Source organism: Streptomyces sp. AC1-42W, from assembly GCF_003248355.1.
Lineage (GTDB): Bacteria > Actinomycetota > Actinomycetes > Streptomycetales > Streptomycetaceae > Streptomyces.
The window spans coordinates 28,087-44,692 of sequence record NZ_QKWY01000002.1 but is presented as its reverse complement, the minus strand read 5'-3'; the positions used below and the strand labels follow the sequence as shown (position 1 = coordinate 44,692).

The 16,606-nt window shown below is 73.4% G+C and carries 1 protein-coding gene; it reads right to left on the bottom strand.

The genetic code is table 11. The features are described from left to right. Positions 1-12 precede the first annotated feature (12 nt). A complete protein-coding gene (locus DNK56_RS18175; RefSeq protein WP_446750469.1) occupies positions 13-16,401 on the bottom strand; it encodes an SDR family NAD(P)-dependent oxidoreductase in 16,389 nt (5,462 codons plus the stop codon). Between the last annotated feature and the right edge of the window lie 205 nt (positions 16,402-16,606).

Sequence of the window (16,606 nt, the reverse complement as noted above, 5' to 3'; positions counted from 1 at the left end):
CCAGCGTCGGGATCAGCTGAGTTCGCCGCCGGTCAGGGCGGCTCGTACGAGGTCGTCCACGGCCATCTCCTCGATGGCCTGCCCCGGTTCTTCGGTCGTGGTCTCTGCGGCCGAACCGGCCTGACCCGGTTCTTCGGCCGCCCCCGCCAGACCGAGGAGGGTGTCGAGCAGCCCGGCCTCGCGCAGACGGGCGGTGGGGATCGACTGGAGGGCCCGCCGGACCGCCTCGTCGTCCATGCCCGCGGCGCCGCCGGTGGCATCCTGCGCCGCCGGTTCGGGCGCCAGCTCCTCCCGCAGGAATCCGGCCAGAGCGGCCGCGTTGGGGTAGTCGAACATCAGGGTGGCGGGCAGCCGCAGCCCCGTCGCCTTCTGCAACCGGTTGCGCAGCTCGATCGCGCCGAGCGAGTCGAGGCCCAGCTCGGTGAAGCCCCGGTCGGCGGCGACCCCGGACGGGTCGCCGTGCCCGAGTACGGCGGCGGCATGGCCGCGTACCAGCTCCTCCAGATAGCGGTCCCGCTCCGGTCCCGTGTGCAGCCCGGCCAGCTTGGCGCGTACGAGGGAACCTCCGCTGTCACCGGCGCCGGCAGCCTGTACGGCGGCAGGTTTGGGGGCCTTGCGGGCGGGTAGCCCGGCCAGGCCACGCAGCAGAGCCGGGATCTCGTCGGCCCGCTCGCGAAGTGCGGCGCGGTCGAACCGGACCGGGGCGAGCAGCGCCGCGTCCTGGGCCATGGCCGCGTCGAACAGTGCGAGACCGTCCGGGAAGGACAGTTCCAGGACTCCGGAGCGGCCCATCCGACGCAGATCGGCGTCGGTGAGTTCGGGCCCTTCCCCGACCGTGCCCTCCCACAAACCCCAGGCCAGCGAGGTCGCGGCGAGGCCGGCGGCCCTCCGTTCGGCGGCGAGGGCGTCGAGGAAGACGTTGGCCGCCGCATAGGTGGCCTGTCCGGCGGGAAGGATCTGGCCTCCCGCCGAGGAGTACAGGACGAACGCCGCCAGTTCCAGGTTCCGGGTCAGCTCGTGCAGATGCCAGGCGGCGTCCACCTTCGGCCGCAGCACCTTGCCGACCTGCTCCGGGGTGACCGCCCCGACCAGCGCGTTGTCCATGACCCCGGCCGCGTGCACGACCCCGGTCAGCGGGTACTCGGCCGGGATGTCGTCCAGCAGTGCGGCGAGCGCGTACCGGTCGGCGGCGTCCACGGCGACGATCCGCACGGACGCGGCACCCGCCTCCATGAGTTCGGCGTGCAGCTCTGCCGCGCCGGGTGCGTCGGCGCCGCGCCGGCTGGTGAGGACGAGATGGCGGACGCCCTGTTCGGCGACGAGGTGCCGGGCGAGCACCGCACCCAGCAGCCCGGTGCCGCCGGTGATCAGGACGGTTCCGTCCCGGCGCCACTCCATGGCAGTACCGCCGCTGGTGGCGGGGGCGTAGCGGGGGACGAGGACCGTTCCGCCGCGTACGGCGATCTCGGTCTCGCCCGTGGCCAGGGCTGCGGGCAGGGCCGCCAGGGACTCGGGCGACGCGTCGAGATCGACGACGGTGAACCGCCCGGGGCTCTCGGCCTGTGCCGCGCGCAGCACACCCCACAGCGGTGCCTGTACGCAGTCCACCGCGTCCCCGTCCGCCGCGACGACGGCGTCACGGGTGACGAGCACCAGCCGCGTGTCCGCGAACCGCGCCTCGGCCAGCCACTGTCCGAGCGTGTCGAGGAGCCGCCCCACGGACGTACGGACCTGTTCGGGCACGCCACCCGTTGTTCCGAAGACATCGGAGACGTCCGGCGCGGTCAGCAGCACCGTGCCCGGAACCGCCGGCTCCGCGACGGCCTCGGCAAGCGTGGAGACCGACCGGATGCCTGGCAGCGCACTCCCGACGACCAGCCAGTCGTCGGTGCCGCCCACCGGTCCGCTGACGGGTTGCGGTGCCTGCCAGTCGATACGGAACAGCTCGGCGCCCCGGCCGTTCCCGCTTCCCGCCAGCTGGGCGGCGGAAACCTCGCGGACGACCAGCAATTCGACGGTGGCCACGGGCTCGCCGGTCGGAGCGGTGATCCGCAGCGCGACAGCGTCCGGACCCGGCTTCGTCAGCCGTACGCGCAGGGCGGCCGCCCCGGTGGCGTGCAGGGTAACCCCGTTCCAGGCGAACGGCAGGGCAGCCCGGACGGGCCCTTCGTGGTCCCCGTCGAAGACGCGCTCCACGTGCAGCGCCGCGTCGAGCAGCGCGGGGTGCAGGGCGAACGCGGCGGCCTCGGTGCGGGCGTGCTCGGGCAGGCCGATCTCCGCGAACAGTTCGTCCCCGCGCCGCCAGGCGGCCGTCAGCCCCTGGAACACCGGCCCGTACCCGTACCCGAGCCCGGCCAGGTCCTCGTACATCCCGCTCACGTCCACCGGCTGCGCCCCGGCCGGGGGCCAGGACTCCAGGTCCGGGACGACGGGCGCGGGCTCGACGGCGAGGACGCCCCGCGCGTTACGGGTCCACGGCGCGTCGGCCGGCAGCTCCTCGGCGCGCGAGTAGACGACGACGTCGCGCCGCCCGGCCTCGTCCGCCTCGCCCACGGTGACCTGGACGGCTACGCCGCCCTTGGCCGGCAGCAGCAGCGGCGTCTCCTGCGTCAGCTCCTCCAGCTGGGCGCAACCGGCCTCGTGCCCGGCCCTGAGCGCCATCTCGATGTACGCGGTGCCGGGCAGCAGCACACTGCCGTGCACGGCGTGATCCGCGAGCCAGGAGTGTGTGGCGACCGACAGCCGGCCGGTGAGCACCGGGGCCCCGGTCTCCGCCGAGACGACCACCGCGCTGAGCAGCGGGTGCCCGGCAGGCAACTGCCCGAGCCCGGCCGCGTCCCCGACAGTCGCGGGAGCGTCCAGCCAGTAGCGGGTGCGCAGGAAGGGGTACGTGGGAAGGTCCGCCTTCCGCGCCCCTCTTCCCGCGTGGAACGCCTCCCAGTCGACGTCCGCGCCTCGCGCCCAGGCCGCGCCGAGACCGGCCAGTGCCTCGCGGGGTTCGTCGCGGTCCTTGCGTACGAGAGGAATGAAGGCAGTGGTGTCGTCGGTGGCGGAGGCGGCGCCGAGGGCGGTGAGGATCGCGTCGGGGCCGACCTCGATGAACGTGCGGGCACCGAAGACTTCGGCGGCGTTTACGGCGTCGGCGAAGCGGACAGGGCGACGGACCTGCTCGACCCAGTACTCCGGCGACTGCCAGTCCGACGACAGAGCACCGGACACCGTAGACACGACCGGAAAGTTCGGCTCGTTGAACGTCAACTCAGCCGCGACGGTGCGGAAGTCGTCCAGCATCGGTTCCATCAGCGAGGAATGGAACGCGTGCGAGACGGAAAGACGACTGGTCTTCCGACCCAGAGCCGCGAAGTACTCGCCCACGACAACCGCCTCGGACTCCACACCCGAAACGACCACAGACCGAGGACCATTGACCGCGGCGATTTCTACCCCGGGGGTAAGAATCGCCCCGACCTCATCTTCGGACGCCTGCACAGCAACCATCGCCCCACCGGCGGGCAGGGCCTGCATCAACCGACCACGCGCTACGACGAGCTTCGCCGCATCGGCCAGAGACAGCACCCCAGCAACATGCGCAGCGGCCAGCTCCCCAATCGAGTGACCAACCACAACGTCAGGCCTGACGCCCCACGACTCCACCAGCCGGAACAATGCCACCTCGAACGCAAAAAGCGCAGGCTGCGTGTACGCGGTCGAGTTCAACGCGTCGCCGTCGTTCCCCCACACCACCTCCCGCAACCCCGTGGCAAGGTGCGCGTCTACCTCCACACACACCGCATCAAACGCCCCCGCGAACACCGGAAACGCAGCGCACAACTCCCGCCCCATCCCCAACCGCTGCGCACCCTGACCCGTAAACAGGAACGCCGTCCGTCCCTTGGTCACCGCGCCTCGTACGCCCTCGCCGGCTGCGAAGGCGTCCAGTTCACGCAGTGCGCTCTCCGTGTCCGTGGCTAGGACCAGGCCACGGTGTTCGAGGCGGGCCCGCCCGGTGGTCAGGGTGTGGGCGAGGTCGCGCAGGTCCAGGTCCGGCGCGGCGCGCAGGCGGTCGCGAAGAGCGGCGGCCTGGCGCGCAGGCGCTTCCGCGTCGGAGCCGGACAGCAGCAGGGGCAGCGGGTGTGCGAGGTCCGGGCGGGCCTGCGGCTCGTAGGCGGGCCGCTGCGGCTGCGGGGCCTCCTCCACGATCAGGTGGGCGTTGGTACCGCTGAGCCCGAACGAGGAGACGGTCGCACGACGCGGACGGTCCTCGCGGCGCGGCCAGGGCCGGGCCTCGGTAAGGAGGCGTACGTGCCCGGCCTCCCAGTCCACCTCGGGCGACGGCTCGTCCACGTGCAGGGTCTTGGGCATCAGGCCGTGGCGCAGGGCCAGGACGGACTTGATGACTCCGCTGACGCCGGCCGCGGCCTGGGCGTGGCCGATGTTCGACTTGATGGAGCCGAGCCACACCGGGTCGTCGGCGGTGCGCCCCTGGCCGTAGGTGGCGAGCAGGGCCTGCGCCTCGATCGGGTCACCGAGCCGAGTGCCCGTGCCGTGGCCCTCCACGAGGTCCACGTCGGCGGTGGTGAGGCCGCTCGCGGCGAGGGCACGCTGGATGACGCGCTGCTGAGAGGGGCCGTTCGGGGCGGTGAGGCCGTTGCTCGCGCCATCCTGGTTGATGGCGGAACCCCGGATGACGGCGAGGACGTCGTGCCCGAGACGCTCCGCGTCGGACAGCCGCTCGACGAGGAGCAGGCCGACGCCTTCCGCCCAGCCCGTACCGTCCGCGCCGCCCGCGAACGCCTTGCAGCGGCCGTCGGGAGCCAGCCCGCGCTGTTGGGCGAACTCCACATAGATCTCGGGCGTGGACATCACGGTGACGCCGCCCGCGAGTGCCATGCCGACCTCGCCGCGCCGCAGTGCCTGGCAGGCCATGTGCAGGGCGACGAGCGACGACGAGCATGCCGTGTCCACGCTCACCGCAGGCCCTTCCAGGCCGAGCGTGTAGGCGACGCGGCCGGTGAGGATGGAGGCCGCGGTGCCGTTGCCGAGGTAGCCGGCGACGTCGTCGGGGATGTGCTGGAGGCGCGAGGCGTAGTCGTGGTACATCACGCCCGCGTACACACCGGTCTGGCTGCCACGCATGGCGGTCGGGTCGATTCCGGCGTCCTCGAACGCCTCCCACGCCGACTGGAGAAGCAGCCGTTGCTGCGGGTCCATGGCGACGGCCTCACGCGGGCTGATCCCGAAGAACGCCGGGTCGAACTCGGCGGCGTCGTAAAGGAAGCCGCCTTCCCGCGCATACGTCTTTCCATGCAGGCCGGGCTCGGGGTCGTAGATTCCCTCGGTGTCCCAGCCGCGGTCGGTGGGGAACCCGGCGACGGCGTCGCGCCCCTCGGCGAGCAGGTTCCACAGGTCCTCGGCGTTGCGGACGCCGCCGGGGAACCGGCAGCTGATGCCGACGATCGCGATCGGCTCGTCGTAGGAACCCGCCGCCACCGGAGCCGGCTCGGCGATCGTCTCCTCCTGCGTGCCGCCGAGTTCGGTGTCCAGGTAGTCGGCGACGGCCCGCGTGTTGGGGTAGTCGAAAACGAGTGTTACGGGAAGTCGGAGCCCGGTCGCGGCGTTGAGCGCGTTACGCAGTTCCACCGCGGCCAGGGAGTCGAAACCCAGCTCCTTGAACGCACGGTCCACACCGACGCTGTCCGCCGAGTCGTGGCCGAGGACGGCCGCGACCTGCCCGGCGACCAGCTCGCGCAGGGTGCGTACGCGTTCGGCCGCGGTCAGGGACGCCAGTCGCCGGGCCAGGCTGTCGCCGACCGGCGCGGCAGCGGCCGTACGGCGCAGCGCCGGGCGGGCCGCGGCAGCGGCGGCACGCAGCAGCGGCGGCACGTCGGAGCCCCGTGCGTGCAGGGCTGCCGCGTCCACGAGGAGCGGGGCGACCAGGGCGTGCCGGGTGCGCAGCCCCTCGTCGAAGAGGGCGATGCCCCGGTCCGCCGGCAGGGCGGGCAGACCGAGCCGGTTCATCTTCTCCACGTCGGCGTCGGTGAGTTCGCCGCCGAGTCCGGTGTTGACAGCCCACAGTCCGTACGCGAGAGAGGTGGCGGGCAGCCCGAGGGCGTGCCGGTGGGCGGCGAGGGCGTCCAGGAAGACGTTGGCCGCCGCATAGTTGCCCTGTCCGGCGGGAAGGACGAGGCCGCCGGCGGAGGAGAACATCACGAACGCCGCAAGGTCCCGGTCGGCGGTCAGCTCGTGCAGATGCCAGGCGGCGTCCGCCTTGGGCCGCAGCACGGTGTCCAGGCTGTCCGGCGTGAGCGCGCCGATCAGGCCGGGCGCCACGACACCGGCCGCGTGCACGACCCCGCCCAGTGGGTGCGCCTGCGGAATGGCTTCGAGGACTGTGGCCAGCGCTTCCCGGTCCGAAACATCGCACGCGGCGATTCGGACATCCGCCGCCCCGGTCGCCACGAGCCGGTCGCGCAGTTCGGCCGCGCCCGGAGCGTCGAGGCCCCGGCGGCTGGTGAGCAGGAGATGGCGGACGCCGTGGCGCTCGACCAGGTGCTGGGCGACGCGCGCGCCGAGGCCGCCGGTGCCGCCGGTGACCAGCACGGTGCGCTCGCCGTCCCAGGGAGCGTCGCTCTCGGGCACGGCGGCCCGGACGAGCCTGGGGGTGAGGAAGCCGCCGTCGCGTCGGGCGAGTTCGGGCTCGCCCTGGGCCAGGGCCGCAGCCACGAGGTCCGGGAAACCGTCCGTGTCGAGGTCGTCGGCCGGGTCCACGTCCAGCAGGACGATCCGGCCCGGATTCTCGGCCTGTGCCGCCCGGACGATGCCCCACACGGGGGCCTGGGTGAGATCGGGTGCGGCGCCCCGGCCAATGGCCACGGCGCCTCGCGTCACGACGACGAGGGTCGTGGCCTCGAACCGGTCGTCGGTGAGCCAGGACTGCAGCTGGTCCAGCACATACGAGGTGGTGGTGCGGGTCGCCTCGGGCACCGGCCAGCCCGCCGGGGTCGGACGGCAGGCCAGGACGACGGCCGACGGCTCGGACAGGATCGCCAGCCCGTACTCGTCCAGCACGGCGGACGAAGACGGCAGCGGTGCGGCCGGCTGCTGGAGCGGCGTCCACTCGATGTGATGCAGAGCGTCCGAAAGAGGCCCTTCGGCCGGGGCCAGCTGATCGGCGGCAACCGGACGGCAGATCAGCGAGGACACCGTCATCACGGGGCTGCCGGTCTCGTCGGCGACGACCATCGCCGACTCCTCCGCACCCCGGATGCGCCGAACGTACACGCGCAGCGCGGCGGCGCCTGACGCATGCAGGGAGACGCCGCTCCAGGCGAACGGCAGCAGGGCTTCGGTGCCGCCCTCGCCCTGGTCGACCAGCACGTCCACATGCATGGCGGTGTCCAGGAGGGCCGGATGCAGCCCGTAGTCGCCGGCCTCGGCACGTACGGCCTCGGGCAGCGCGACCTCGGCGAACAGCTCGTCGCCGCGCCGCCAGGCCGCCGTCAGCCCCTGGAACGCAGGCCCGTACCCGTACCCGCGCTCACTCAACCGCTCGTACGCGCCCTCGACCTCGACGGGCGTGGCGCCGCGCGGCGGCCACTGTGTGAGGTCCGCACCGGGCACCTGCGGCGGTGCGCCCGTGGCAAGGAAGCCGGTGGCGTGCCGCGTCCAGACGTTCTCGGGGGCACCGTCGAGGCGCGAGTGGATGTGCAGCGGACGGCGGCCCGATGCGTCGGGGGCCCCGGCGGCGACGCGCAGGGACGCGCCACCGTGCTCGGGCAGGACGAGGGGTGCCTCCAGGGTCAGTTCCTCCAGGAGGTCACAGCCGACCTGGTCGCCGAGGCGCACGGCCAGCTCCACGAACCCGGTGCCCGGCAGCAGTACCGCCCCGTGCACGCCGTGGTCCGCCACCCAGGGCTGACCGGCCGCCGACAGCCGGCCGGCCAGCACGACCGACCCCGACTCCGGTGCCAACACGGCGGCACTGAGCACCGGATGCTCCACGGCATCCAGCCCGGCCGACGCCACGTCCCCCGTCTTCGCGGTGACATCGAGCCAGTAGCGCTTGCGCTGGAAGGCGTACGTGGGCAGGTCGACCAACGGCCCGGCGGCCCCCAACAGTCCATCCCAGTCGACGTCCGCACCCCGCGCCCAGGCCGCGCCGAGACCGGCCAGTGCCTCGCGGGGTTCGTCGCGGTCCTTCCGTACGAGAGGAATGAAGGTGGTGGTGTCGTCGGTGGCAGAGCCTGCACCGAGGGCGGTCAGGATCGCGTCGGGGCCGATCTCGATGAACGTACGAGCACCGAAGGCTTCGGCGGCGCTTACAGCGTCGGCGAAGCGGACAGGGCGCCGGACCTGGTCGACCCAGTACTCCGGCAACTGCCAATCCGCAGACAGGTCGCCAGTGACAGTGGAGACGACAGACGTGTGGGGCTCGTGGAATGCCAGTTCGGCGGCGACGGCCCGGAAGTCGTCGAGCATCGGTTCCATCAGCGAGGAATGGAACGCGTGCGAAACGGAAAGACGGCTTGTCTTCCGACCCAGAGCCGCGAAGTGCTCGCCCACGACAACCGCTTCGGACTCCACTCCCGAAACGACCACAGACCGAGGACCGTTGACCGCGGCGATTTCTACCCCGGGGGTAAGAATCGCTCCGACCTCATCTTCGGACGCCTGCACGGCGACCATCGCACCGCCGACGGGCAGGGCCTGCATCAACCGACCGCGCGCTACGACGAGTTTTGCCGCGTCGGTCAGGGACAGCACTCCGGCGACATGTGCGGCTGCCAGCTCCCCGATCGAGTGACCGATGACGACGTCCGGCTTGACGCCCCAGCTCTCAACCAGCCGGAACAGCGCGACTTCGAAAGCGAAGAGCGCAGGTTGCGTATGCGCAGTGGAGTTCAGCGCCTCCGCGTCGTTCCCCCACACCACCTCCCGCAACCCACGATCCAGATGCGCGTCTACCTCACCGCACACCGCATCAAACGCCCCCGCGAACACCGGAAACGCGGCACACAACTCCCGCCCCATCCCCAACCGCTGCGAACCCTGCCCCGTGAACAGGAACGCCGTCTTGCCCTCGCGCACGCTGTCCGCACCGGGCAGAGACTCCAGCGCGTCGGCAAGTTCCGCCCGGTCGGCGCCCAGTGCGAGCGCGCGGTGTTCCAGGGCGGCGCGGCCGGTGGCGAGGATGCGGGCGGCCGGGGCCAGGGAGGCGTCGGGGAGCTGGTCGAGCCGATCGCGTAGACGCGCGGCCTGGGCCTTCAGCGCGTCCGGAGTCGCCCCCGAGACGGGCCACGCGAGCAGTGCGGGGGACTCACCGGTCTGGGCGGCCGCCGGCTCCTCGCGCGCCGCCTCCTCCCCCGCCTCCTCGATGATCACGTGGGCGTTCGTCCCGCTGATCCCGAACGACGAGATGCCAGCACGCCTCGGATGCCCGGCCGGCGCCCACTCACGGGCCTCCGTCAGCAGCTCCACCTCACCCGCCGACCAGTCCACCTGGTCCGAAGGGGTTTCCGCGTACAGGGACTTGGGAAGCACGCCGTGGCGCATGGCCATGACCATCTTGATGATCCCCGCGACACCGGCAGCCGCCTGCGTGTGGCCCATGTTCGACTTGATGGACCCCAGCCACAGCGGCCGGCCCTCGGGCCGTTCCTGGCCGTAGGTCTCCAGGAGCGCCTGCGCCTCGATCGGGTCACCGAGCCGGGTGCCCGTGCCGTGCGCCTCGACGACGTCGACCTCGGCGGCCGACAGGCCGGCGTTGGCGAGCGCGCCACGGATCACGCGCTGTTGGGCGGGTCCGTTGGGGGCGGTGAGGCCGTTGCTGGCGCCGTCCTGGTTGAGCGCGGAGCCCCGGACCACGGCCAGCACTCGGTGGCCGTTGCGCCGCGCGTCGGACAGCCGCTCCAGGAGCAGCACGCCGGCGCCCTCGCCCCACCCCGTACCGTCCGCACCCGCCCCGAAGGACTTGCAGCGGCCGTCCGAGGAGAGGCCGCGCTGACGGGCCATGTCCAGGAAGGTGTCCGGCGTGGACATGACCGTGACGCCGCCTGCGAGGGCGAGCGTGCACTCGCCCGCCCGCAGCGCGCGGGCCGCCATGTGCAGCGCGACCAGCGACGACGAGCACGCCGTGTCCACACTGACGGCGGGCCCTTCGAGCCCCAGCGTGTACGCCACCCGGCCCGACACCACGCTGGCGAGGCTGCCGTTGCCGTGGTAGCCGGCCACATCGTCGGGGAGCGGGCCCAGCCGCAGCCCCCAGTCGTGGTACATCACCCCGGCGAACACGCCGGTGGAGCTGCCCTTCGCGGAGTGCGGGTCGATCCCGGCCCGCTCGAACGTCTCCCAGGCGACCTCCAGGAGGAGCCGCTGCTGCGGGTCCATGGCCTGCGCCTCACGCGGGCTGATCCCGAAGAACGCCGGGTCGAACTCGGCGGCTTCGTAGAGGAACGCGCCCTCCGTCGAGTACGTGCGTCCAGGCTTTCCGATCTCCGGGTCGTACAGATCGGTGTCCCAACCCCGATCGGTGGGAAAGGGGCCGATGGCATCCGAGCCTTCTGCGACGAGCTGCCACAGTTCCTCGGGCGACGACACGCCGCCCGGATAGCGGCAGGCCATGGAGACGATGACGATCGGATCGTCGTCCGTGGCACCGCCGCCGGCCACCGGAGCCACCGGACCCGCCGCCGTGGACTCGCCCAGGAGCTTGGTCACCAGGTGCTCGGCGAGGGCCGTGGCCGTGGGGTAGTCGAAGGTCAGGGTCGCGCTCAGCCGCAGCCCGGTCGCCGCCGCGAGCCGGTTGCGCAGTTCCACGGCCGCCAGCGAGTCAAACCCGGTTTCCATGAACGCGCGGGTGGCGCTGACCTCGTCGGCGCTCTGGTAGCCGAGGACAGCGGCCGTCTCGGCACGCACCATGCGCAGGACGTATGCCAGCCGGTCGGCCGCGCCCAACTCCGCGAGACGCGCCGCCAGCGGGCCGGCACCGGTGGCGGCGGGTGCCCCGGCCGCTGCCTGCGCTGCGGGCACCGTACGCGGGCGTACCAGGCCGCGCAGCAGGGTGGGCGTGCCGTCCGTGCGGTTGCGGACAGCGCGCTGGTTGACGCGTACGGGGACGACGGCCGGCTCGTACGTGGTGGTGAGGACCTTGTCGAGCTGGGCGAGGTTCTCCGCGAAGGACAGCGAGTCCAGGCCCAGGCGCTCGATGCGGGTCAGCGCGGCGGCGTCGAGCGAGGCGCCCATCCCGCCGCCACCGGCCCACAGGCCCCAGGCGAGCGAGGTCACGACCTGTCCGGTGGCGGACCGGCGGGCGGCGAGCGCGTCCAGGAAGAGGTTGGCGGCCGCGTAGTTACCCTGCCCGGCGCCGTCCAAAACGGTCGACGCGGAGGAGAAGAGGACGAAGGCGGCAAGGTCGAGGTCCGCCGTCAACTCGTGCAGATGCCAGGCGGCGTCCACCTTGGGCCGCAGCACGGTGTCGAGCCGGTCGGCGGTGAGATGGCCGACCAGTCCGTCGTCGATGACCCCTGCGGCGTGCACGACGGCGCGCAGCGGGTGCGCGGACGGGACGTCGGCGAGCAGGGCGGCGAGGGCGTCCCGGTCCGCGACATCGATGGCGCTGACCGTGGCCTCGGCGCCCGCCGCGGCCAGGTCTGCGACGAGTTCCCGTGCGCCGGGGGCGTCCGCGCCGCGCCGGCTGGTGAGGATCAGGTGCCGTACGCCGTGCTCGCGGACCAGGTGGCGGGCGAGTTCGGCACCCACGCCGCCCGTGCCGCCGGTCAGCAGCACGGTGCCGTTGTTGTCCCAGGGCGCGGGCCGTTCCTCGTCCAGGGCGGGCACGGCGGCCAGCCGGGGGACGTACAGGCGGTCGCCGCGCAGTGCCATCTCCGGCTCGGACGCGGCGGCGGCCAGGGCGCGGCCGAGGTGTGCGGCTGCGGCGTCGTCGGTGTCGAGGAGCACGAACCGGCCGGGGTTCTCCGCCTCCGCCGAGCGCACCAGGCCCCAGACGGGCGCCTGGCCGAGGTCCACATCGGTGCCGGGCACGGCGGCCCCGCTCCGGGTGACGACGGCAAGCTTCGCCCCGGCGTACCGGTCGTCCGCGAGCCACTCCTGTACGGCGGCGAGCGCGTCGGCGATGACGGCGCGCACGGCGGCGGGCACGTCGCCGTCCGGGGTGGGCGGGGTGCGGTAGACGACGACGGGCGGGACTTCCTCACCCGTGACCTCGCCAAACCCGGTAAAGGCCGCTTCACCCGAAGGGAGTTCGGTCGTATCCCAGCGCACGGCGAGCAGCGGGTCCGAGCGGTCCACGGCGAGCTGTCCGGCGGTGACCGTGCGCAGCAGCAGCGACTCGACGCGGGCGACGGGGGCCCCGGTCGCGTCGGCGACCGTCACGTCCAGTTCCTCGGGGCCGCGCGCGGCGATGCGTACGCGCACGGCGGAAGCGCCGGTCGCGTACAGGGCGGCCCTGTTCCAGGAGAACGGAATCCAGGTGCCCTCGGGCCGGTTGCCGGCCGTGGCGAGGGCGTGGTCGGCGGGGTGCAGGGCGGCGTCGAGCAGTGCCGGGTGCAGTCCGTAGCCGGGCGCGTCGGCCCGTACGTGCTCGGGGAGTTCGACGTCGGCGTACACCTCGCCGTCGAGCAGCCAGGCGGCGCGCACGCCGTGGAAGGCGGGCCCGTACCCGTAACCTTCGTCGGCCATGTCGGCGTACAGGGTGCTGACGTCGAGCGGAACGGCTCCGACCGGCGGCCAGGCACCGGACAGCGCGCCGGTGTCCGGTGCGGGCGCGGCCGGGGTCAGGGTGCCGGTGGCGTGGCGGGTCCAGGCGTCCTCGGAGGTTTCGGCACCGTCCGGGCGGGAGAAGCACTCGACGCTCCGGCGGCCCGACGCGTCGGCCGGGGCCACGACGACCTGGAGGTCCACGCCCCCGGTCGCAGGCAGTACCAACGGGGCCTGGAGGGTCAGTTCCTCGACGAGCCCGCAGCCGGTCTCCGTAGCGGCACGCAGGGCGAGTTCGACGAGGGCCGTTCCCGGCAGCAGGGTGACGCCGGCGATCGTGTGATCGGCGGTCCACGGGTGGGTACGCGGCGACACGCGTCCCGTGAGGACGGTGGTGCCGGTCCCGGCGAGGTCACCGGCCGAGGTCAGCACGGGGTGCTGCGAGGCGAGCCGGCCGAGCCCGGTGGCGGCGGACGGCTCGGGGCTCAGCCAGTAGCGGCGCGTACGGAAGGCGTACGTGGGCAGCTCGACGCGGCGCGTGGCGTGGCCCGCGTACAGCGCCTCCCAGTCGATGCGCGCGCCCCGCGCGTGGGCGAGGCCGGCGGCGCCCAGCGCCGCTCTGACCTCGTCCTTGCCGGCGCGGATCAGCGGGGCGAAGAAGGTGTCGGACTCGCGTTCCTCGGGAAGGCAGCCCTGTCCGAGGGCGCTCAGGACACCGTCCGGGCCCAGCTCCAGGAAGGTGCGGGCGCCGCCCTGTCCGACGAGCCAGTCCATCGCGTCGGCGAAGCGCACGGCGCTGCTGACGTGCCCGGTCCAGTAGTCCGGGGAGCACAGTTCGCCGGAGGTGGCGAGGCGTCCGGTGACGGTGGAGACGACGGGGATGGTGGGCGCGGAGTAGGTCAGGACGCCGGCGATCCGGCGGAACTCCTCCAGCATCGGCGCCATCAGCGGCGAGTGGAAGGCGTGGCTCACCTGGAGCCGCTTGGTCTTGCGGCCCTGCGCGGCGAAGCGTTCGGCCAGCGCGACGGTGGCCGCCTCCTCGCCGGAGAGCACGAGCGAGCCGGGGCCGTTGAGCGCGGCCACGGCGACCTGCTCGCCGAGGAACGGAGCGACCTCCTCCTCGGTGGCCCGGACGGCGATCATCGCCCCGCCGGACGGGAGTTCCTGCATCAGCCGGCCGCGGGCGCCGACGAGGATCGCCGCGTCCTCCAGGTTGAGCACCCCGGCGACATGGGCGGCCGCGATCTCGCCGATGGAGTGGCCGGCCAGGAAGTCGGGCCGGATGCCCCAGGACTCGACGAGCCGGAACAGCGCGACCTCGACGGCGAACAGCGCGGTCTGCGCGTACCGCGTCTGATCGAGCAGGGCCGCTTCCCGCGAGCCCTCCCCGGCAAACAGGGCATCCCACAGCGAGAGGTCGAGCTGGAGGTCGAGCCAGCCGATGGCGTCGGCGAGGGCGTCCGCGAACACCGGGTAGGTGTCGTACAGACGCCGGCCCATGGCGAGCCGCTGGCTGCCCTGCCCGGTGAAGAGGAAGGCGAGCCGCCCGGCGGGGAGTGCGCCGGTACGGACGTCGGCGGCGCGAGCGGGCATGGCGGGGGACCCCTTAGCCCCCGCGGCCCCTTCAGCCCTGGTGGTCCCTTTAACCCCGGCGGCCCCGGCGCCCCCGCCCCCGCCCCCGGCCGCGATCTCCCGCAGACCGGCCAACAGCTCGTCCCGGCCGTCGGCCACCACCGCGGCGCGGTGTTCGAGCGCGGCGCGGCTCGTGCCGAGCGCGTGGCCGAGGTCGGCGGCCGTGAGGTCGCCCCGCTCGTCCAGGAAGTCGGCCAGCCGGGCGGCCTGTGCGCGCAGCCCTTCCTCGGAGCGCGCGCCGACCGGCACGAGCACGGGCCCGGCGGCCGGTGCCTCCGCGGCCGGTGCCTCCGCGACCGGTGGCTCGTCGTCCGTCGGCGGTTCCTCCACGATCACATGGGCGTTGGTGCCGCTGATCCCGAAGCCGGAGACGCCGGCCCGGCGCGGCCGGTCCTGCTCGCGCGGCCACGGGACGGGCTCGGTGAGCAGCTGAACGGTCCCCGCGGACCAGTCCACATTGCCGCTGGGGGTGTCGACGTGCAGTGTGCGGGGAAGGACCCCGTTCCGCATCGCCATGATCATCTTCATCAGCCCGGCGACACCGGCGGCGGCCTGGGTGTGGCCGAGGTTCGACTTCACCGAGCCGAGCCACAGCGGCCGGTCCACGGGCCGGTCCCTGCCGTACGTGGCGATGAGGGCGCTCGCCTCGATCGGGTCGCCGAGGGTGGTGCCGGTGCCGTGCGCCTCGACCGCGTCCACCTCGTCCGCGGTCAGCCCGGCGTCGGCGAGGGCCTGGGCGATGACGCGCTGCTGGGCGGTGCCGCTGGGGGCGGTGAGCCCGTTGCTCGCGCCGTCCTGGTTGATGGCCGAGCCCCGGACGACGGCGAGGACCGTGTGCCCGTTGCGCCGCGCGTCGGAGAGCCGTTCCACGACGAGCAGGCCGACGCCCTCCGCGAAGGAGGTGCCGTCCGCGCCGTCCGCGAACGCCTTGATCAGACCGTCCGGGGCGAGTCCGCGCTGCCTGCTGAACTCCGTGAACAGGCCGGGGGAGCTGAGGACGGTGACGCCGCCGGCCAGCGCCATCGAGCACTCGCCCCGGCGCAGCGACTGCACGGCGAGGTGCAGCGAGACCAGCGAGCCGGAGCAGGCGGTGTCCACGGTGAGCGCGGGCCCCTCCAGGCCGAGCGCGTACGCCACCCGTCCGGAGGTCACGCTGAGCGCGCCGCCGGTGACGAGGTACCCGGTCAGGTTCTCGGGGGCGTCCTGCACGCGGGGCCCGTACTCGGAGGGACCGGCTCCGATGAACACGCCCGTACGGCTGCCGCGCAGCGACGTCGGGTCGATGCCGGTACGCTCCAGCGCCTCCCAGGCCGTCTCCAGGAGGAGCCGCTGCTGCGGGTCCATGGCCAGGGCCTCGCGGGGCCCGATCCCGAAGAACTCGGCGTCGAACTCGGCGGCGTCGTGCAGGAAGCCGCCGGTTTGCGTGGAGCAGGTGCCGGGAAGCGTGGGGTCGTCCGCGAACAGGGCGTCCAGGTCCCAGCCCCGGTTGTCGGGGAACGGCCCGACGGCGCTGCCGCCCGCGTCGACCAGGTTCCACAGGTCCTCGGCCGAGCGGATGCCGCCGGGGAACCGTCCGCCGATGCCGACGATCGCGATGGGCTCGCCGTCGAACGCCGCCACCGGCTCCGCGAGGGGCTGGGCGGCGGCACGTCCGGCGGGGGCGCCCAGCAGCTCCGTACGGACGTGGTCCGCGAGCAGTTCGGGGCTCGGGTGGTCGAAGGCGGCGGTCACGGGAAGGGCGAGCCCGGTCGCCGCGTTGACGCGCGCGTGCAGGTCCACGAGGGCGATGGAATCCAGCCCGAGTTCCCGGAACGGGGTTTGGGCGACGACCACCGGCTCGGTGTCGGGGCGCACCTTGCGCAGGCACGCGGCGGTGTGCTCGCAGACGAGGTCGGTCAGCAGCCGGGTCTGCTCGGACAGCGGGAGGCCCGAGAGCCGGCCGGCCAGGGCGGCGCCGGGGTCCTCGCCCGGACGGCCCGCTGAGCGTCCCCCCGGGCGGACCTCCGCGCCGGACATGTCATCAGCGACAGGATCGAAGCCCGCGGACATCTGCACGCTCCCAAGCTCGTAACGAAAGCCCCGAGTCATTCCAGCCACGGGGTGTCCGCACGCTAGGTCGCCCCCGAAGGGCGGCGACACCCCTATCCCCCCAGGTGTTGACCCTGCCCGCGCGCCCCTCGCGCCCTGGTGAAACCGCCGGTGACAGGGGTGACGGCGGACGAGATGCCTGCTGGGCCGGGGTTCCGGCGGGTCGGGGAGC